Source organism: Paenibacillus sp. FSL H3-0469 (assembly GCF_038051945.1).
Taxonomy (GTDB): Bacteria; Bacillota; Bacilli; order Paenibacillales; family Paenibacillaceae; genus Paenibacillus_AQ.
Map to the genome: position 1 here is coordinate 5,296,951 of NZ_CP150302.1, position 20,453 is coordinate 5,317,403.

General features: G+C 50.9%; 21 protein-coding genes. 19 read left to right on the forward strand and 2 right to left on the reverse strand.

The features are described 5' to 3' along the window. Nucleotides 1–129 precede the first annotated feature (129 nt). The 7 genes from NSS83_RS23305 (at nucleotide 130) to corA (ending at nucleotide 6,706) form a co-directional block, all read left to right on the forward strand. Entirely contained in the window at nucleotides 130–858 is a 729-nt protein-coding gene (locus NSS83_RS23305) for an amino acid ABC transporter ATP-binding protein (RefSeq protein ID WP_036693252.1), read from the forward strand. Between the two features lie 33 nt (nucleotides 859–891). Further along, entirely contained in the window at nucleotides 892–1,746 is an 855-nt protein-coding gene (locus NSS83_RS23310; protein ID WP_341182649.1) for a glutamate ABC transporter substrate-binding protein, read from the forward strand. 185 nt (nucleotides 1,747–1,931) lie between these two features. Further along, on the forward strand, nucleotides 1,932–2,582 hold the full coding sequence (locus NSS83_RS23315) for an amino acid ABC transporter permease (protein WP_341182648.1): 651 nt from the start codon (nucleotides 1,932–1,934) through the stop codon (nucleotides 2,580–2,582). A gap of 29 nt (nucleotides 2,583–2,611) precedes the next feature. After that, nucleotides 2,612–3,262, forward strand: coding sequence for an amino acid ABC transporter permease (locus tag NSS83_RS23320; protein ID WP_340944346.1), 651 nt, complete (start codon nucleotides 2,612–2,614; stop codon nucleotides 3,260–3,262). A gap of 87 nt (nucleotides 3,263–3,349) precedes the next feature. Continuing rightward, nucleotides 3,350–4,639 (forward strand): ATP-binding protein, encoded by a 1,290-nt coding sequence (locus NSS83_RS23325; protein WP_341182647.1) that lies wholly within the window; start codon nucleotides 3,350–3,352, stop codon nucleotides 4,637–4,639. 3 nt (nucleotides 4,640–4,642) lie between these two features. Further along, nucleotides 4,643–5,545, forward strand: a complete 903-nt coding sequence (locus NSS83_RS23330; protein WP_341182646.1) for a response regulator — start codon at nucleotides 4,643–4,645, stop codon at nucleotides 5,543–5,545. A 201-nt stretch (nucleotides 5,546–5,746) separates the two neighbouring features. After that, entirely contained in the window at nucleotides 5,747–6,706 is a 960-nt protein-coding gene (gene corA / locus NSS83_RS23335) for a magnesium/cobalt transporter CorA (protein ID WP_341182645.1), read from the forward strand. Between the two features lie 26 nt (nucleotides 6,707–6,732). Here the strand turns inward: corA and NSS83_RS23340 are convergent, their stop codons facing one another. Next, entirely contained in the window at nucleotides 6,733–7,281 is a 549-nt protein-coding gene (locus NSS83_RS23340; protein ID WP_341346571.1) for a tyrosine protein kinase, read from the reverse strand. Between the two features lie 374 nt (nucleotides 7,282–7,655). On the opposite strand from NSS83_RS23340, the gene NSS83_RS23345 reads away from it, so the two are divergent. The 4 genes from NSS83_RS23345 (at nucleotide 7,656) to rlmD (ending at nucleotide 11,435) form a co-directional block, all read left to right on the forward strand. Then, the gene (locus NSS83_RS23345; protein ID WP_019913624.1) at nucleotides 7,656–7,946 is read left to right on the forward strand and encodes a YerC/YecD family TrpR-related protein; all 291 of its coding nucleotides are present in this window, start codon (nucleotides 7,656–7,658) and stop codon (nucleotides 7,944–7,946) included. A gap of 3 nt (nucleotides 7,947–7,949) precedes the next feature. Continuing rightward, a complete protein-coding gene (locus NSS83_RS23350; RefSeq protein WP_341182643.1) occupies nucleotides 7,950–8,714 on the forward strand; it encodes a CbiX/SirB N-terminal domain-containing protein in 765 nt (254 codons plus the stop codon). Nucleotides 8,715–8,956: 242 nt separating this feature from the next. Further along, complete coding sequence (locus tag NSS83_RS23355; protein ID WP_341182642.1) at nucleotides 8,957–9,847, forward strand: diacylglycerol kinase; 891 nt, start codon at nucleotides 8,957–8,959, stop codon at nucleotides 9,845–9,847. 34 nt (nucleotides 9,848–9,881) lie between these two features. Next, the gene (gene rlmD, locus NSS83_RS23360; protein ID WP_341346572.1) at nucleotides 9,882–11,435 is read left to right on the forward strand and encodes a 23S rRNA (uracil(1939)-C(5))-methyltransferase RlmD; all 1,554 of its coding nucleotides are present in this window, start codon (nucleotides 9,882–9,884) and stop codon (nucleotides 11,433–11,435) included. Between the two features lie 132 nt (nucleotides 11,436–11,567). On the opposite strand, the gene NSS83_RS23365 is transcribed toward rlmD, so the two are convergent. Continuing rightward, on the reverse strand, nucleotides 11,568–12,260 hold the full coding sequence (locus tag NSS83_RS23365) for an alpha/beta hydrolase (RefSeq protein ID WP_341186845.1): 693 nt from the start codon (nucleotides 12,258–12,260) through the stop codon (nucleotides 11,568–11,570). Between the two features lie 540 nt (nucleotides 12,261–12,800). Between NSS83_RS23365 and NSS83_RS23370 the strand changes: the two genes are divergently transcribed. The 8 genes from NSS83_RS23370 to NSS83_RS23405 all read left to right on the forward strand — a co-directional run bounded on the left by NSS83_RS23370 (nucleotide 12,801) and on the right by NSS83_RS23405 (nucleotide 20,439). Further along, nucleotides 12,801–13,040, forward strand: a complete 240-nt coding sequence (locus NSS83_RS23370) for an acyl carrier protein (RefSeq protein ID WP_341186846.1) — start codon at nucleotides 12,801–12,803, stop codon at nucleotides 13,038–13,040. After that, nucleotides 13,037–14,527: a class I adenylate-forming enzyme family protein gene (locus NSS83_RS23375; protein ID WP_341186847.1), complete on the forward strand. Its 1,491-nt coding sequence runs from the start codon at nucleotides 13,037–13,039 to the stop codon at nucleotides 14,525–14,527. The genes NSS83_RS23370 and NSS83_RS23375 overlap by 4 nt, the downstream gene beginning before the upstream one ends. Before the next feature lie 14 nt (nucleotides 14,528–14,541). After that, nucleotides 14,542–15,597 (forward strand): hypothetical protein, encoded by a 1,056-nt coding sequence (locus NSS83_RS23380; RefSeq protein ID WP_341186848.1) that lies wholly within the window; start codon nucleotides 14,542–14,544, stop codon nucleotides 15,595–15,597. A 116-nt stretch (nucleotides 15,598–15,713) separates the two neighbouring features. Further along, a complete protein-coding gene (locus NSS83_RS23385) occupies nucleotides 15,714–16,670 on the forward strand; it encodes an NAD-dependent epimerase/dehydratase family protein (RefSeq protein WP_341346573.1) in 957 nt (318 codons plus the stop codon). A gap of 13 nt (nucleotides 16,671–16,683) precedes the next feature. Further along, nucleotides 16,684–16,935: an acyl carrier protein gene (locus tag NSS83_RS23390; protein ID WP_341186850.1), complete on the forward strand. Its 252-nt coding sequence runs from the start codon at nucleotides 16,684–16,686 to the stop codon at nucleotides 16,933–16,935. A 51-nt stretch (nucleotides 16,936–16,986) separates the two neighbouring features. Then, nucleotides 16,987–18,102, forward strand: a complete 1,116-nt coding sequence (locus tag NSS83_RS23395; protein WP_341346574.1) for a UDP-glucuronosyltransferase — start codon at nucleotides 16,987–16,989, stop codon at nucleotides 18,100–18,102. 27 nt (nucleotides 18,103–18,129) lie between these two features. Further along, a complete protein-coding gene (locus NSS83_RS23400; protein ID WP_341346575.1) occupies nucleotides 18,130–19,218 on the forward strand; it encodes a radical SAM protein in 1,089 nt (362 codons plus the stop codon). Nucleotides 19,219–19,260: 42 nt separating this feature from the next. Further along, nucleotides 19,261–20,439 carry a radical SAM protein gene (locus NSS83_RS23405; protein ID WP_341346576.1) on the forward strand — a complete coding sequence of 393 codons (1,179 nt, stop codon included), beginning with the start codon at nucleotides 19,261–19,263 and terminating at the stop codon, nucleotides 20,437–20,439. Nucleotides 20,440–20,453: the final 14 nt, after the last annotated feature.

A 20,453-nucleotide genomic window follows, 5' to 3' on the forward strand; every position in this document is an offset into this window, starting at 1 on the left:
AAAGAAAATAACATATGAGAAATAAATTTCGCGTAGTATTATGTAGGATTTGGTAGTCTCTGAAGTAAGGTTTGTTTTAAGTGTTACCATTGCTGACAAGCACGCGAATAGACAAAGGAGGCCTAGCCATTGATCGACTTTCATCAGGTAGACAAACATTACGGACAATTCCATGTACTGAAGGGCATTGACCTGCATGTTCAGGAAGGGGAAGTAGTAGTTGTAGTCGGTCCTTCCGGCTCCGGCAAGAGCACGATGCTGCGCTGCATTAACCGTCTGGAGACGATCACGAGCGGCGGATTAACCGTGGACGGTATAACTGTAAACGAACGTAAGACAGATATCAATACCCTGCGCAAAGAGATCGGAATGGTCTTCCAGCACTTCAACCTGTACCCGCACAAAAAGGTCATTGATAACATCACGCTGGCCCCGGTGAAGGTGCTGGGCTTAAGCAAAGCGGAAGCGGAGAAGACCGCAATGTATTATCTGGAGAAGGTCGGCATCGCCGACAAGGCAGAGTCCTATCCTTCCCAGCTGTCCGGCGGACAGCAGCAGCGGGTGGCGATTGCCCGGGGGCTGGCGATGAAGCCGAAGATTATGCTGTTCGACGAGCCGACCTCGGCGCTGGACCCGGAGATGGTCGGGGAGGTGCTCGATGTCATGCGCGCCCTGGCCCGCGAGGGCATGACGATGGTCGTTGTGACCCATGAGATGGGCTTCGCCCGCGAGGTGGCGGACCGGGTCATCTTCATGGATCAGGGGCAGATCGTGGAAGAGGCGGAGCCGGAAGCCTTCTTCGCCAGCCCGAAGGAAGAGCGGACGCGTACTTTTCTCAGCCGTGTATTAAGCCATTAAACTAAATATATAGGAATCCGGGGAGGAAACGAAATGAAAATGTCCAAGAGCTTCAAGGTGTTAAGTGTTCTGATGATTGCGGCCATGCTGGTCATTGCCGGATGCGGCAACAACAAGGGCAAGAACGAACCTGCGGCAGGCGGCAATGCTGCCGGAGGGGCAGCTGCTGACTCTGCGGCCATTGCCAAGATCAAGGAGCGCGGCAAGCTGCTCGTCGGCGTGAAGTTCGATACCCGCCTGTTCGGTCTGAAGGACCCGGCCTCCGGCAACGTGGAAGGCTTCGACATCGACATCTCCAAGGCCATCGCCAAGAAAATTCTCGGTGACGAGAATGCCATCGAGCTGAAGGAGGTCACCTCCAAGACCCGTATTCCGATGCTGAATAACGGCGAGATCGATATGGTGGTGGCTACCATGACCATTACGGAGGACCGCAAGAAGGAAGTTGACTTCTCCGACGTCTATTTCCAAGCCGGCCAGTCGCTGCTTGTGAAGAAGGGCAGCCCGATAACAGGCCTGGAGAGCATTACGAAGGATACGAAGATCCTCGGCTCCAAGGGGGCAACCTCGATCAAGAATATCAAAGAGAAGGTGCCGGGCGTAACGGTGCTGGAATTCGATAACTATCAGGATGCGTTCAGTGCGCTCAAGGCGGGCCAGGGTGACGCGCTCACTACGGATGATGCGATTCTGTATGGAATGGCCTCACAGGACCCCGGCTTCGAGGTGGTAGGGAAGCCATTTACCGATGAGCCATACGGCATTGCGGTCCAGAAAGGCAACGCGGATGTAGTTAAGGCGATTAATGATACACTGGCTGAACTGAAGGCGAATGGGGAGTATGATGCCATCTATACGAAGTGGATTGGTAAGGCTCCGGCTAAATAAGTCTGTTCCAAGCAAGGCCTATCTTCATCCAAGGGAAGAAGGAATATATAGATTGCACACGTTTTTTTCGTAGAAACGGTACCGCCTTTTCTAAGGACGGCAACGCCGTTTCTACTTGTTTGTAGGAACGGCTGCCATGCCGGGCAGGCACGAACTCATCGATAGCTAAAGGCAGGTGAACATTGATGGATTTCTCAATATTAACGAACTACTTCGGACTGTATATGGAGGGCTTCTACGGTACGCTGCTGTCCAGTGTGCTGGCCCTGACCGGCAGCTTTCTGATCGGCGCGGTCGTTGCCGTCTTCCGCATGACTTCAGTGAAGGGTCTGCGCTGGTTCGGCGCGGTGTATGTGGAATTTATCCGCAATATCCCGCTGCTGCTGGTCGTGTATATTTTCTATTACGGGCCTTCCGCTCTGGGCTTCACGCTGGACGGCTTCAAGGCAGGAACCATCGGACTCGCCGTATATACCTCGGCCTTCATCGCCGAAGCGATCCGTGCCGGAATTATGGCCGTGCCCAAGGGACAGATGGAGGCGGCACGTTCCTCCGGCCTCAGCTACATACAGACCATGCTGCATATCATTCTGCCGCAGGCGATCAAGCTGGTCATTCCGCCGCTCGGCAACCAGTTCATTAACCTGATTAAGAACTCCTCGGTACTGACTCTGGTGGCCGGTCTTGATCTGATGTACTTCGCCGACGGGATCTCTACAGAGACTTACCGTACCTTCGACACCTACATTTTCGTAGCGGTATTCTATCTGGTGCTTACGCTTCCGCTCAGCTACGGCGTACGGATCTGGGAGCGCCGGCTGCAGCGCAAATATTAAGAGAACGCTTGAGCTAAAGGAGGGATATTATGGATTTCACAGGTGCATACTCTGCCGATAATCTGAAGTTTCTGCTGGACGGCTTGTATGTGACGCTGATCGTTGCTTTTGTATCGATCTTCCTGAGCTTTATCATCGGCTGTATTATTGGCGTCATCCGCTACTCGGAGGTGCCGGTGCTGTCACCGGTCATGTTCTACCTGGTGGAGCTGATCCGTAATCTGCCGCTGCTGCTGATCATCTTCTTCATCCGCTTCGCCTTGCCGGAGGTCGGGATCAAGCTTGGACTCATTACTGCGGCCATTGCGGCATTAACCATCTTCGAGGCGGCGATGATTGCCGAGATTGTCCGCGGCGGCTTAATGTCGATCGACAAGGGGCAGATTGAGGCGGCGCGTTCCTCCGGTCTCAGCAGTGTACAGACCCTATGGCATATCGTGCTTCCCCAGGGGCTGCGGCGTATGGTTCCTCCACTTGTCAGCCAGTTCATCTCCCTGCTGAAGGATACCTCACTCGCTGTTGTGATTTCCCTGCCGGAGCTGATGCATAATGCGAACATTGTCATCGGCCATAGCTACAGCTATGCCATCCCTACGCTGGCGCTGGTTGCCTTGATTTATTTTGTCGTTAATTACCTGCTGTCGCTGCTGTCCAGAAGGCTTGAGCACAGAGCGGTATAACCTTAGCCGAATGAGGATTAAGCCATATTCAATCCAGTTCGGCTATGATACTATAGTTGTCAACCTCTCTAGGCAGGAGCAGTGGCGATGGGACAATCGATTCTGAGAATGAAGGCGGTACAAATTCTGCTGGTGGCCGCCGTTACTGCGGTAGCCGGAGAATTCAAGATCAATCCGTTTGACGGAGATGTCTTCCGCATTGCCATGGGCAGCAGCGCCTTCCTCCTATTCTTGCTGTTAATGAGGCAGCTGCCTTATATCCGCACAGGCTGTGCCACCGGGGTGGTCGTGCTGCTGTTCCGGACTGCCATGGATATGGTGGAGGGAAGCGGACTGACGGTAGAGCAGAGCCTTAGCAGCCACTTCTCGGCAATGATCTATTACATGGTGTTCGGCACACTGATGCGTGTCATCAAGAGCCGGATTGATACCTTCCATCCGCTGGTGCTGGGCGCCGTTGCCGCGCTGATCGATCTTCTGTCCAATGAGATGGAGCTGCTGACCCGGCTGATTGTGCTGGATTCGGCTACCTTCCGGTTGAACGAGTGGACGTACCTGATGGCGATAGCGGTCTTGCGTACGTATTTCACCACAGGGGTATACAGCAGTATCTCTGTCAGCCAGCTGCGTATCCGGGAGCGGGAGCAGCATGAACGGACCCAGCAGATGCTCGGATTCGGCTCCGGCTTGTACGGGGAAGTGTTCTACCTGAAGAAGTCCATAGGCACCCTGGAGCAGGTCACGCTGAACAGCTTCGAGCTGTATACCAAGCTGAAGGACGGGGAAGGCACGGGGCGTTACAGCCGGCAGGTGCTCGACATCACCCAGCAGCTACATGAGGTTAAGAAGGATTCGCAGCGGATTCTGGCAGGGCTGGTGAAGCTGGTGGAGCGTGAGGTGAACGGGGACATGCCGTTATCGGGCATTCTGCAGTTCGCGGTCAAGAGCAATGCCAAATATGCGGAAATGCTGGGCAAAGAGATTAAGTTCCATATTCACATCACCTCCGATTACACAACCGACAGCTACATTCCTCTATTGACTCTGCTTAACAATCTCACCGCCAATGCGGTGGAAGTCATCCAAGGGACAGGCAGCATCCATCTGAACGCTTATGAGCAGGACGGTATGACGATTCTGACAGTGACTGATAGCGGGACAGGCATCGGAAAGCGTGATCTGGACCTGCTATTCGAGCCGGGCTTCACCACGAAATTCGATGAAGAGGGCATCGCTGCCACGGGGATTGGGCTCTCTCATGTACGGGATATAGTGAATATGTTCGAGGGAAGCATTGCAGTTCAGCCGGTATCGCATATCGGAGGGGCCATGTTCCAGATTACAGTGCCGAGTATGAAGCTGCGGAAGGAGGAATAGAGGATGCCGCTATCATTCTGTATTGTAGATGACGACGCGTCGGCGAGAAGAATGCTGCAGCATATTATTGAGGACAGCGGGCTTGGTGAGGTGACGGGTACTGCAGCGAGCGGACAGGAGGGGATCGCTCTCATCCTGAGCGAGACCCCGGACATTGTGCTGATGGATCTGCTGATGCCGGACCAGGACGGGATTGAGACCATCCTCTCTCTTCAGGCACAGGGCTGCCGCTCCAAATTCGTCATGATCTCGCAGATTGAGAACGGGGATATGGTCAGCCGCGCCTACAGGAGCGGGATTGAATTCTTCATCCGCAAGCCGATCAACAAGATTGAAGTCGAATCTGTTCTATATAAAGTGAATGAGCGTTACGCCATGGGCCGTTATCTGGATGAGATCAAGCTGACGCTGGGCAAGCTGGAGGGCCTGCAGTTCGGTCTGCCGCAGCTGCCGCCGGGCAAACGGACCGTCAAGGAGATTGTCCAGCCGATTCTGATGAATATGGGCATGATCTCGGAGAATGGCAGCCGTGATATTATCACGATCATGGAGCTGGCGGTAGCCGAAGGGAAGAGCGGAAGTCTTCCATCCCTTAAGGAGCTGTATGAGCTGACTGCTGCCAAATACAGACCGGTGCCTGCGGAGGCAGCCAAAGAGGTCAAGGCTATCGAACAGCGTCTGCGCCGCGCCTTGGCGGCGGGTCTGACAAGTCTCGCGTCCATCGGTCTGACGGATTACGGGAATCCGAAGTTCGAGCATTATGCGCCGCTGTATTTCGACTTTGAAGAGGTGCGCCTGAAGATGAAGGAGATCGAACAGGGCCGGGATAGCGGCAAGGTGAAGGTGAATATTAAGAAATTCCTGCAGGTGCTGCATCTGGAGGTGCTGGAAGGCTTGGGCCGCTAAGCCGGATACTGGACCATGGGTCCGGTCTTTCGCCGCAAATAGCATCGTTAACTATAGAGACAGACCCAAGAAACCTCCGGAGCCGCTGTTCAGCGGGCTGGCGGTTATTTTTTTGCGGGGACATGCGGTACAATGGGAGAAAGCAACTAGAAGAGAGCAGCTCTGCTGCGGATTGCCTACATAGGGCGGAGGACTTATATTATGATACGAACACTTGCCGTAACACATACGGGTGAGATACTGACCGATCTGCTGCTTCAGGATATCGTTCTGGATGATTATGCCTGGATCTGGGCGGATTTCGCTATGCCGACAGAGGAAGAAACCTTGAGGCTGGACACCTATTTTCATTTTCACCCGCTAGCGATTGAAGATTGTATGCATGTCTTGCAGCGGCCGAAGCTGGATTATTACGAGGATGTGCAATTCTTCGTACTGCATTCGCTGAATGAGCGGACGCTGGAGGCCGAAGAGATCGACTTGTTCCTCAGCCCGAAATTCCTCGTCTCCTACCATCATCAGGACAAGCCGGAGATGGAGGAAGCGTGGCAGATGGTCAAAGCTGAGATTCATAGCCGCAAGGGCTGGTCGGGCGGGCCGATGGCCGCTGCTTACACCGTGATGGACAAGCTGGTCGACAGGTATTTCCCGTCCTTGTATACGCTGGAGGATGAACTTGCGGATCTGGAGAGCCAGGGCGGCAATGAATCGGTGGAAGAGCTGATGAGCCAGGTCTTCAATGTGCGCGGAAGGCTGCTGAAGCTGCGGCGGACGATTGTGCCGATGCGTGATCTGATGTACCGTATCGTCAATTCACAGCATGTGCAGAGTAACGGGGAGGAGCGGGTCTACTTCGGCGATATCTACGATCATCTGCTGAAGCTGACCGACATGATTGAAGTTGACCGGGAAATGACCGCCGACCTGCGTGACAGCTATATCTCGCTCAACTCCAACCGGATGAACTCCATTATGAAGACACTCACGGTGATTACCACGGTATTCATGCCGCTGACGCTGATCGCCGGAATCTATGGAATGAACTTCAGGGTGATGCCGGAGCTGGAATGGAAATACAGCTATTTCGCAGTGCTGCTGCTTATGCTGGTGCTGGGAATCGGAATGTTCGGCTGGTTCCGGCGGAGCGGCTGGTTTAAGTAAAATAAAGCTGCGTTAAACGCCGCCGCTTAGGAACGGCGGCGTTTAACGGAAGAAGACCCGCCAGATTTACGCTTTTTGGAGGAGGTATTGCGGCGCTTCGGGACGGGGCGTCTTTTTTTGCGCCGTTTGGGGCTATAGAGGGCTGCATCCTCTTCGGCGGCGAGCTCTCCCGCTCCGCTTCCCTTGCCTTTGCCAAAGCCGCCCATCACAAGCTTCACCATCGGAGCCATCTGTGAGAAGCCCTGCATTACCTTCTGCACCTTGCCCATGGTGTTGACGATTCCGTCAATACCGCCCATCCGGTCAACGATTCCCTTGAGCTGTTCCATATTCGCCAGACTTCCAAGATTGCCGAGTCCGCCCAGAAGGCCTCCGGCCTTCGCGGTAGAAGCTTCTGCAGCAGGGAGCGCTAGTGCCGTCTCGGTGACTTCAGCGCCATAAGCAGGCAGCAGCTCAGGTTCTCCGGGAAGCGGGGCAGGTGTATAAGCAGATAGTCCCGGGTAGGGTGACGGATTGTAGGGTTCAGCCAGGGAACGGCCTTGCTGGCGGGAATGATTATAGTAATGCTGAGGCATAGGATCACATTCCTTCGTTAGTGGTTTGCTATACTGTATGTCATGGGCGAACAGACGGTATAGACGAATGCCCGGGTAACCGGGATACCAGCGGAAAAGGGCGGATGCCTATGGAGCGGCAGGCGGAAGTGAAGAAACCGTGTCCATGCTTGATTTCGCACGGTTTTGTAGTACTATGAGTAAGGCGGTCTAACCTGGAAGCCGGAAATAGATTAGAATTAACCCCAGTGATGGTGTACGCCAGGGGTGGACGTTTGTCCATCGATTTCACTCTTTACAGCGTGAAACCGTTAATGCTTGAAAAATGTGCTCCAGTACAATATAGTAGAGGCAAGATAGTCACATTAAGTTAATGCTTAGGGGATGATAGGGCGATGCAGCTAAAGAAGCTAAACGATAAAAGTATCGATCAATTATTTGAGGCTATTTTAACATTAAAAAATATGGAAGAATGTTATGTATTCTTTGATGATTTGTGCACCGTGAACGAAATTCAATCGCTCTCACAGCGCCTTGAGGTTGCGCGGATGCTGGGCAAGGGGTCTACATATAATCAGATTGAAGCCGAGACGGGGGCCAGTACGGCAACAATCTCCCGCGTGAAGCGCTGCCTGAACTATGGCAATGACGGTTATAAGCTTACTCTAGAACGTCTGGGCCGATAATCTATGGTTCCGGGTGTATTGTTAATCAGTCACGGCTCCCGGGATCAGGCCTGGGTGTCGATGGTAGATGAAGCAGTGAGCCATCTCACGCTCCGGGAGGAGCTGCCGGTGGCAGTGGCTTTCCTTGAGCTGGTAGAAGGACGATTGATACAGGATGGAATTGATAAGCTGGAACATGCAGGGGTCACAGATATTATTGTGATCCCCTTGTTTGTTTCTTCCGGCAGCACGCATGTCGATGAGATAGAGTATGCGCTGGGTGCTAAGCCGGTTCCTGAGCGGGAGACCGACCTTGCGCCGTTCACGGTTGCCGCGAAGGTTCACTATGGCTATCCTGTCGATGATGATCCCGATATTGCGCAGATGCTGTGGGATAAGATTCGGGAACTGTCGAAGCATAACGGGCGGGAGATGGTGCTGCTGGTCGGACACGGCAGCAGGCACGACGGCTTCCGGCAGCGCTGGGAGCAGGGCATCTCTTCACTTGCCGCGCGGGTACGGGAGGTTAGCGGGCTGGCTGCAGCTGATTACGGGCTGCTGAACCCGGACAGTGTAAGAAGCCGGGTGGAGCACTGGCAGAAGCAGGGCTATGATGTGCTGGTAGCTCCGCTTTTTTTGAGTGAGGGGTACTTCACTAAGGTTGTTATTCCGCAGCGGCTCGAGGGGCTTGAGTATGCCTATTCCGGCCAGACACTGCTGCCGCATCCGCTGCTGCCGCGCTGGATTCAGCGGCAGGTGGAAGCAGCGCTCCAGCGCCTTGAGGCTTGAAGTTCAACGTTAATTCGTAAGCGGATAATGTAGCTGATTATAGGATGCGCCAGTGTTCCATGTAGCCATGGCTGCCGCTGCTGCATACTTATATCTATACTTTGTGCTGTTTTTCCAGGCTTGGAGCCCGGGCGGCGGGTATAAATATATCCCTCCTCCGTCCCCCTGACATTGCTTGTGGGGTACAGAATTGGGTATAATCAGTAAAGTTATCCATTATATAAACAGGTGGCGTTCCGGTAATGAAAACTGCGAGATTGATTTATAATCCCACTTCTGGTCGGGAAGAAATGAAAAGACGACTCGCCGATATTCTAGACCGGCTGGATATGGGCGGTATCGAAGCTACCTGCCATGCAACAACGGGAGAGGGCGATGCTACTGCGGCTGCAGCCCAGGCTGTGGAACGCGGTACTTATGATCTGATCATAGCTGCCGGAGGCGATGGTACGCTCAATGAAGTGATTAACGGGATGGCGGAGAAGCCGAACCTTCCCCCGCTCGGCATATTGCCGCTGGGAACGACGAATGATTTCGCGCGGGCCATGGGCATTCCGAAGAATTGGGAGGAAGCCTGCGACCTGATTCTGCGTCAGGAAGCGCGCCTGATTGATCTCGGTAAAGCCAATGACCGTTACTTCATTAATATAGCAGGCGGAGGGCAGCTTACGGAGCTGACCTATGAGGTCCCCAGCAAGCTGAAGACCATGATGGGTCAGCTTGCCTATTACCTGAAGGGGATCGAGAAGATGGCCAGCCTTGCTCCGCAAGAGCTGTATATCCGCGCGAACGGCCAGGAGATGATCCATGACGAGTTCATGCTCTTCCTGATCGCCAACACGAATTCGGTCGGCGGCTTTGAGAAGCTGGCTCCGGGTGCGCGTATCGATGACGGCCTGCTCGATGTGATTGCCGTTAAGAAATGCAACCTGGCGGAGTTCATCCGGCTGGTGCGTCTGACCATCCGCGGAGAGCACCTGAGTGACAAGAAGGTTATCCATTTCCGTACTGATGCCATGGAGGTAACCTCTCCCGGCTACGTGCAGCTGAACCTGGACGGCGAGCTGGGCGGCACCCTGCCGGGCAATTTCAGTATCCTGCCGCAGCATCTGCGGATTTTCGCGCAGAACTAATCGTGAAGAACATGAAAGAAGTGAACCTATACACATGAATAAACAACGCAGCAGGCGCAGCGCAAGCCGCCGGGAACAAGGGGCGGCCCCTGTCGCCGGACTGCCGGTGAATAAGAATGATGAGGTCCTGCTCGATATTATCGGCATGACCCATGAAGGTGAAGGGGTAGGCCGCGTAGAGGGCTTTACCCTATTTGTGCAGGGCGCTCTTCCCGGTGAGCGAGTCCGGGCCAGAGTGCTGAAGACCAAGAAGCAGTACGGCTACGCCAAGCTGCTGGAGCTGGTGCAGGCCAGCAGCGACCGTATCGCGCCGCCCTGCCCGATCTATGATCAATGCGGCGGCTGCCAGCTGCAGCATATGGACTACACGGCACAGCTCGCGTGGAAGCGGCAGCTGGTGGTGGACAACCTGCAGCGGATCGGGAAGCTAGAGGTGGCTGGTGCGCCAAGTACAAGTAGAAGTGTAGTGGGCGGTAGCGCTGATACGGATGGTGAAAATGCAGGTGCGGCGGTTGAAGGTGGGAGTGCGGGCGATGCAAGTTACAGGGTTGAAGGCATCCGCGTGCTGCCCACCCTCGGCATGGACGAGCCCTGGCGTTACCGCAACAAGGCCCAGGTGCCTATCGGGGTGACCGAAGGCGGTCTGGTCGGCGGCTTCTATGCACGGGGCAGTCACCGGATCATCGACATGGAGACCTGTCTGATCCAGCATGAGGACAACGACAAGGTCGTTGCCGCCGTCAAGAGCCTAGGCCGTGAGCTGGGCATCACCGCCTATGACGAAGAGACAGGCCGCGGACTGCTCCGCCATGTTGTGGTGAAGAAGGCATTCCGCACCGGCCAGATGATGCTGGTGCTGGTCACGAACGGCCGGGATATCCCGCATCTGGATGCTTGGCTTGGCAGTATACGTGAACAGCTTCCGGCAGTGGTCAGCATCTGCCAGAATATCAACACCCAGCGGACCAATGTCATCTTCGGTAACGATACCCGCGTATTGTGGGGCAGTGAGGTCATCTATGACTACATCGGGGAGGTCCAGTTCGCCATCTCAGCGCGTTCCTTCTACCAGGTGAACCCGGTCCAGACAGAGGTGCTGTATGGCAGAACTCTGGAATACGCTGCACTTACCGGTAAGGAAACCGTGATTGATGCCTACTGCGGCATCGGCACCATCTCCTTATTCCTGGCGCAACATGCGGAGCAGGTCTACGGGGTTGAGATTGTACCTGAAGCTATCGAGGACGCCCGCGCGAACGCGAAGCTGAACGAAATGAATAACGTGAAGTTCGAAGTTGGCGCTTCGGAAGATGTCATCCCCGCCTGGAAAGAGCAGGGCATCACCCCGGACGTCATCGTCGTCGATCCGCCGCGCAAGGGCTGCGACCCTCGCCTGCTGAAGACCATCCTGCTGATGCAGCCGGAGCGTGTCGTGTACGTGTCGTGTAACCCGTCGACACTAGCCCGCGACTTGCGGGTGCTGGAGGATGGGGGCTACCGGACGGTGGAGGTTACGCCGGTGGATATGTTCCCGCATACGGTGCATGTGGAGTGCGTGGCTCGGATGGACTTTATTGGAAAAGGATGAAAACCGTTTATTGGGGCGCCGTTTGTACCCTTTGTAGATATAATCAAGCAAAGCATTTTTCAAAGCGCAAAGCACAGTCTACCCCTGTGCTCTGCGCTTTTTTGTGTAGAAGAATGAAAATAGCGCATAGTCTCATATGTTTGCTTCAAGCCATGTGTGAACTATCTTTACATCCTCTTTTTGCATAAAAGGATGATCACTATTTTGAGAGATTTCCAACTTGCAATCATGTGATTTCACAAAGTCCTTAATAACTTCCAGAGATTGCATACTGTCTTTTCTGCCGTAAAGGATTGAAGTTGGAATATTCCATTGTTTAACCGGATGTTTCTTTACAAACTGATAATAATCCCAACGCAGCAAATCAACAGAGGTAACAATCTCTTTTTGTATGCGCAGTTGTTCTTCTGTCACATCAAACCAATTAAACATCTGTTTAATTAGGTATTCCATATTCAATATAGGTGATTGGAAAAGACACTTGACATAATTACTATTTGTGTAAGCATTCAAACTGAAATACGCTCCCAAACTGCACCCAAACAAAGAAACATGATCCCAATTTGAAAAGGCATAGTTTCCAACTAGAGTAAGGTCATTAATGCCATTCCAAATATCACAACGATAACTACTGTCCTTTCGTTCCCCGTGTTCAGGCAAATCGAAACTAAGCGTTTGATACCCTTTTTTTACAGCGATTTCAGCAAAATCTCTAGCATGTTCTTTGCATGACATTTTGCCATGAACATGGACATATACCTTGTCTGATCTATCACCCCAAATAATGGATGGGATGTTGCCGATTTTTATATTTTGAATTCTCATACATACCTCCAATTGTTGAGGTTTTGCCCTCCAGACAACCTTTACTGGTGTCCTGCACCGCGTCTGGACTACCAACGGAACTGTGTTTTTATCTTCGCGTCTTCATTGTACTGTGTTGGCGGAAGGAGTCAACTCTTTCGTGACACAACTGCTAAGTCTAAACTGCCAAACGGGAGGCCAATTTTTTTATTCCTATCCACCTTACCGCCATCGCAACCTCTGGTCACGCCAGATATAGAAGGCATAAACAGACTTATTTAAAATTGTTGACAATTGTTATATTTGTAATTTATACTAAACATGTCCATTTGAGAATTACATTTTTTTGCAGTTATTTAGAGCATTTTCAGCAGTGCTTCATTGCTTGGGAAAATGCTTTTTTTCTTTAGTTATTTTGTCATATTCCGCCTCCATCGTTAAGAACTCATTCTCCTTCACAATCACTCTCACTTCACTTTCACTTGCTCATCACTGAATATCACCATGTAGGTTATCCTCTTTAATCAGCCTTTCTAAAGATTATCTAATGGAGGAAACAGGATGTCTAAATCAATAGAATCTATCTTGAAAGATGAAATTTTTGCTGAGGCGGGCATCGAGTATCCGGAAGACCCCGATACCCGTTTGCTGGACCTGGGGATCGATTCGGCAGGCTTCATCAAGCTTATTGTTTCAATGGAATCGAAGTTTAACATCTCGGTCCCTGATGAGGATCTGTTGTTTGAGAAGTTCTCCACGGCTGGATTAATCCTTAATTATTTGACCGGAAAAATGCTATGATGACTATCATTCAGCGTCTATTTCTGGAGGCCTGTGACCGCCAAGATCATATTATCCTTGAAGATCTGCAGCAGCAATGGACTTATGCAGAGGTAATGACAGAGGCCTACTTAATTGCTCTATATGTCCAAAAGAATTTTGACCTTGAGGCCGGAAGTCATCTTGCAGTATACACCAATAATGAGCCCTTGTTCCTTACTGCGGCGCTTGGCCTTCTGCTCTGCGGTCATGTACTGGTACCGGTTCCTTACTCGGCTTCCATCATGGAGATTGAACATATCCTACATGCCAGTGATACCAAACTGGTTATCAGCAAATATGCACAGCCTGCGCAGTTAAATGGTGATATTCATTGGGTCACCGCGCAGGATTTCTCGCAAGAACCGATGCCTTCGTTCGAATCGATCTCGTTCACGAATCCGCCCGATCCCAATCATTGTGCGATTCTCCTTCCTACCTCGGGCACAACCGGACCCTCTAAAATCGTTATGTTATCCCATCGGAATGTATTAACAAATGCGCTGGCCCATGGTGAAAAGGTCGGGTATACGGCTCAGGATTCGTTTCTTGTCACGATGCCCGTGCATTTCAGTTCTACGATTGTCACGCAATTGATCTCCTGTATGCTTTATGGCACCAGAATGAAGCTGATCAGCTTGCCCTTGCTGCCGCGCACAGCGTTTAGACTGTTTCAGAATAAGGCGGTCACGGCATTCTCTGCGGTGCCTACGCAATTGATGCACTTTATTTCTGATTATCATCAGACCACAAACTGGAGCGCCTTTGATTCGATTGAGTTTATTGTGATTGGCGGTGCAGCGGTTCCCCAGAAGTTAGTAGACCAGCTTCAGACTGTATTTCCACAAGCGGACATTATTCAAGCCTATGGTTTAACAGAAGCTTCTCCGCGGGTGAGCATGATGGAACGGGGAGACCGCAGTCTCTCCTGCGGAACACCCGTCAGCGGCGTGTCTGTCCGGCTTGTTGACGAAGAAGGGAATGAGGTTAAAGGACCTGCTGCTTCAGGAGAAATTTGGGTCAACGGCCCGAATGTGATGCTCGGTTATTACAAGAACCCGGAGTTAACGAACGCTACCATTGTTGAGGGTTGGCTAAAGACAGGAGATTTGGGATATTGGAATGAAGCAGGGTGCCTCATACTTACAGGCCGTAAGAAGAATATCATTATATCCGGCGGTATCAATATCTATCCGGAAGAAATAGAGGAGTTTTTGTATGGCTTGAAAGAAGTGGAGGAGGTCATGGTTGTTGGTGTGCAAGATGATCTATTGGGCGAAGTACCCATCGCATTTCTGAAAGTTGTGGATGAATGTCTGGTTGATATAGATGCGCTGACCCAACATTGCAACCTGCATTTGTCATCTTATAAAGTTCCGAGACAATGGAGGATTATAGATGACATTCCAAAAACAAAAACAGGAAAACTGGACAGGGCAAGTACGAAGCGCTTATTGCTAAAGGAATAGGGGGGAACGAAAAGTTGAAGGATACAACTCAAACTTTGCGCAGCGAAAGATTGCCGGTCCGTTATCCGATGATTACAACCTATACGCAGCATGCCCATCTCTTGTCCATACTTACCCACTACGAGTGCGCGCACCCATGGATATTCAGCAACTATATTCAATTATTTATTAACAAAGATTATAAACATCATTGGGGGGATTTTTATTTTCCTCTGACGTATGAGCTGCGGCCTTCGGATGGTTGCAAATGGATTTCGACTCAGAAGATACATAGAGATACTGTAACAACGAAATGGGACTCGGTTATTCATTTTATTATAGAAAATATTAATGCCAATAACTATATCCACACCATGATCAATTATTTCTACGTGCCCCTAAGCGACCGGTATCAGAAACTCCAATTGCATCATGACATATTTGTGTACGGCTATGATTTAGATCGGGAGATATTGTATGTTTCCGATTTTTTCAAGAACGGCGTGTATAGTCAGGCTGAGATATCATTTGCCGATTTCGATCTTGCGTTCAACACTAATCATCTGACAACCAATCATGATTATCTTAGAGAAATGGTGTATCTGTATACATTCAATGGGCAACATCAGGATAACTTCAGTGCTGATACCCTAGTAAATTCTATAAGAAACTATTTTACTAAGAAAACGCCCGAGTATTGGGAGATGTTCAACTATGGGGGCGACAGGGATAAGCTTGACTTCGGCATGCAAATATACACCACTCTAATTAATTATGTGAGAGAGACAGCGGAACATAAGGATATGCTTGATATAAGACCCTTTCATTTACTTTATGATCATAAGAAGATAATGACGCTAAGATTCAAGTATTTGTACGATCATCGGCATCTAAATCAATTAAATCAAGAGCATATAGATGAATTCACAGCCATTGAGCTTAAGGCAAAGATCATTGTGAATGTAGCGATGAAATATAATTTGACAAGGGATACGAGGATTTCCGAAAGCCTACAAACGCTGATTACGAATATAGAAAATGAAGAATCCATATTCCTTGAACGATGGCTGAATGAGGTAGGCATTCAGTAACATCGAGGGCGCAGTGGATGTCAGCCAGGTATATCTGTGGAGGGAGTGATGCCGGGATTATAGTCGTTGCTCTACAGCGTATTGAGTAAGCTCCGCACAGTTCCTGCTTGTTAACCTTGAGCAATGGGGGGATCTTTATATTCATTGTATTAACAGGAGTCGCAGGCTTCATCGGTTCCAACCTTGCCGAGAGGCTGCTGCGGGAAGGCCATACCGTTGTCGGTGTCGATAATTTTCTGACCGGGTCCACTGTCAACCTGGACAATCTTTTACGGTCGCCAAATTTCAAGTTTATCGAGCATGACGTCATTTATCCGCTCGCAGTTGAAGGCCCTGTTGATTGGGTGATGCATTTCGCAAGCCCTGCCAGCCCGCCCAAATATTTGTCCTATCCCATCGAAACGATGAGAGTCAACAGCGAAGGAACGATGCATCTGCTGAAACTGGCCAAAGAAAAGCAGGCTGCATTCTTCTTGGCTTCCACAAGCGAGATCTACGGGAACCCGACCGTTCACCCTCAGCCGGAGAGCTATTATGGCAACGTGAATTCGATTGGAGCAAGAAGCTGCTACAACGAAGCTAAGCGGTATGCAGAGGCGATTACCTACTGGATGCACAGGAAATACGCCATGCCGGTAAGGGTCATCCGTATCTTCAATACATTCGGCCCGAAGATGGATTTATATGACGGACGTGTCATTACCAACTTCATTCATCAAATCATGTCCAAGCAAAACCTTACGATATATGGCGACGGGAGTCAGACGAGAAGCTTTCAGTATATCGACGATTTGCTGGAAGGGATTATGAGACTGCTGGGCACCACATATGAACAGCCAGTCAATTTGGGGAATCCGCAGGAAGTCACCATCCTTGAAGTCGCCCAAATACTGAAGGAGCTCATGAATTCCAACGCGCAGATCGAGTTTCTCCCGCTGCCGGAAGACGATCCCAGGAGAAGGAATCCGGATATAACCATTTCAAGGACGATCATGGACTGGGAACCGGCGATCAGTTTGCAGGATGCACTCGCTAGAACGATCCATTATTACCAGGGTCAATATATCCATTAAACGGGAGGTACCTATGCACGAACAGATCATAGCGATGATAAGCGAAGTCAAGGACGACGCCCAGCTGGCAATCAGCCTGACCAGGCATTCCAGCATCATGGAAGACGGGGGGATGGACTCTTTACAGCTAATTACGTTCTTATTGAAGGTGGAAGAGCGTTTCGGTGTTGAAATCGATTTCGATCAATTCGACTTCGATTGTTTGGAATCGGTTACAGCCTTCTGCAATTATATCTCGGAGCTGCAGAAGACGGCATCTGCATGAACGATAGCTCATTAGCGGGACCTTGAAACCATGGATGGAGGAAGAGAGCTTATGGGGAAGAGGAAAGTAACGATTCTATGCTCGGGTTTCGGTCTGGGGTTCTATATTCCCGGCCTGTTAGCTGCAAGCGATTTCAATAAAAGGGATATCGGCACGGAAGTGCTCGTGTTCGAAAGCTATTTGGAGCATGACAAGAGGGAGCATATTGCAGACAGCAGGACGGCGTACCACAATAATTTCGCACTTGCTAATTTCTCGGCCCGGATGCCGATGGATATCCGGGGCAGCATAGATTACGCCCAGGTCGGGCTATTGCTGGAGGCGTGGGCAGCGGAAGAACGCTGCGAATTCATATCGTTATCCGGACACTGGGTCTATATTCTGGATTTGTATAGGGAGAAGATGCTGCCGAAGCCAATTCATGTAGACCTGCTCTACGTCGATTCAGATCTGGCCCCGTCCTGGAAGAGCCTGAAGAAGTTTCATCCCCGGTATGACGAGCATTATTACAATGCTTGTCTCTATGACACCGGTAGGATGGCGATTCGATGTGAAATCCCGGTTCTTTCGGGTACGCCAATGCCCTTCGAATCAAGGAAGCGGCGGCTTGTTGTCCATGGCGGCGGCTGGGGGATGGGCACTTATCAAAGTGCAATTCCAGAACTTGCCGGCCATAACTATGGGCTTGATATCGTAGCGTATGACTGGAAGGAAGCGAAGCCCGATCCCGATCACCGGTATTGGATGAACGATCCGGAGTGGTGTGCATGGGTGAAAAGCGCAAACGGCCTGCATGAGTTCCCGCCATATATTGAAATCGCGGGAGAAGATACGAATTCATACGCTGCTGAGGCGGATCATCATTGGTTATTTGACGTCGCTTCGGAGGCGGTGGCTATCGTGGCCAAGCCGGGAGCGGGCACATTGATCGACTCGCTTGCCTCCGAAACCCCTCTTATTCTGCTGGAGCCGTTCGGCAGTCATGAGCTTAGCAATTTGGAATTGTGGGAGTCGCTCGGGTTCGGAATACGCTACGAGAAGTGGCGGGAGATGGATTTTTCTATAGATGTCCTTAAGGAGATGCATCAGGCGATTAAGAACAGACCTGGTGAACGGACGAATTATGTGGATCACTATTGTTCGAGGGTTGCGTTATTGAAGAGGTGAAAATTTAACGGCAGAAGGGGTTATGCTATGAGCTTACAACAATTGAGTGTTGCCCATGATACGATAAGCTATCCGAGATGGATCGTCTTGCAGCTGCTCGAGGAGTGCAATCTGCGATGCAAGATGTGCTATGAATGGGGACTCGAAGGACCCTATAAAAGCAAAAAAACATTAGAGAAGCTGGACCCGGAGCTGATCAAAAAGATCATTGTGGAGTGCAGCCCCGGCAAGCCGTATTACGACTTCTTCGGCGGTGAGCCGCTGATGTACCCTTGGCTGAGCGACATTCTTGCCATGATCAATCATTATGGAAGCATAGCGGACTTCCCCACGAACGGCACACTGCTTGAGAAGCATGCCGAGATGCTTGTTGAGACTGCGCCCAATAAGATCTGGGTGTCGCTCGACGGCCCCGAGGAAATCAACGACAGACAGAGGGGCAAAGGCGTTTTCAAGAAAGTAATCAAGGGCATCGAGAAGCTCTATGAGCTCCGCCAAAGCAAAGGCAAGCAATTTCCGAAGATGGGTGTATCCTTTATCATTACGCCTTTGAACTATATGTATATCGAGGAATTTTTCTTTAAGCATATCGACTTGTCGATGCTCGACCATATCAGCATGGAAGTACAGCTCTATGCTACGGAAGAGCAGTATGACCAATATGTGGAGGTTCTCAGTGAGGAATTCGGCGTGCATGGAGCTCCGTATGCCAAGGGGATGGTCTGGCAGGACATCAGTTCGTTCAGCCAGATCGATATTCCTGAATTGACGAGACAGCTCAATCTTGTCAAAGCATATTGCTTGAAAAACGGTATCCATGTGATCACCTATCCGAAGACGACAGATGAACAGAATTTGGCCAACTACTTCTCGGGGCAATTCCATCAGATGGCGGATAAACGCAAACAGTGCTCTCTTCCATGGGTGTATGCGGAGATTACGGCAAGGGGCGACGTTTCACCCTGCCATGCCTTCTATGATTTGACCTTTGGCAACATAAACGAACAGAATTTGCTGGATATCTGGCGCAGTGACAAATACAAAGAGTATCGCGCGTATATGAAAAAAAATATGCTTCCGATTTGTACGGCTTGTTCAAGGTATTATATCTACTGATTCATGTGAATAACCTATTACGTTTAAGAAGGGTGTGTTGATATGAATCCGAAATCTGAGATTAAGCATTCCGCAAAGGATCTGCAAATCTTGAAACGCACCATCAGGAATACGCTGGAAACCAAACGGAATATGGAGAAAATTGCGGGTTACGCGACACCGTTGCCAGAGTCGGTCGGGATTAAACTGACGAACCAATGCAACCTGCGCTGCAAGCATTGCTATCAATGGAACGACACCGGCTACCATCACTTCATGACACTGGAGCAGCAGCGGGAACAGCTCGACTACGAGCTGCTGGAGAAGCTGATCCTTGAGACGGAAACCGCCAAGTCGAGACTCTATATCTGGGGAGGCGAGCCGCTTGTATACAGCGATTTCGACCGTTTGGCCGATTTGCTTGAAGCCCATCCCCGTGAGACGACGATCTGCACGAATGCGGTGCTGATCGGGCGCAAGCTGGACGCCCTGCAGAGAATCTCCGATAACCTGGAGCTGCTCATCGCGCTTGATGGATTCGAAGAAGAGAACGATGCGCTTCGCGGCAAAGGGGTATTCAGCAAGGCGATAGATGCGATCCGGATGCTGGTCGAGCTGCGCAAGGAGAACAAGTTCAGAGGCAAAATTTCGATTCATACCGTCGTTAACGATGGTATGACCGACAAGCTGTACGATCTGCTGGACTTTCTGGAGGGCGTCGGCGTAGATCTGGTCATCGTCTGCTTCCCGTGGTACATCTCGGACGAATGCACGCAGGGAATGGACGATTACTTCGACCAGAAGTTCCACTTCCTTCCGGCGAGCGAGCATAAGGGCGAACGAAGCTGGCACGCCTTCAACTATAAGCTCGATCCGGAGCGTATCCCTGCTCTCATGAGCGAGTTGGACCGGGTGAATAATCGGGTCTGGAAAATGCGTTTGCGCTACCAGCCGAATCTGGATCAGGACCAGATCGAAGATTTCGTGCTCGGCAAAGAGGTGCAGGGCAAAGGCACGATGAACAAGAAGTGCCTGGCGCTCTCGAACCGGATGGACATTACGCCCGATGGAACGATTATCGCGTGCAAATTTTTCAAGGAGTTCGAGATCGGCAAATTAAATGAAACGTCCGTACAGGAATTATGGCATAGCATGACTTACAGAAGGATAAGGGAAATGATGGACGAACGGCTGACGCCGGCCTGTTCCAAGTGCAGTGTCTTGCATTTGCACGGTGTTTAACGATTCTAAATGAA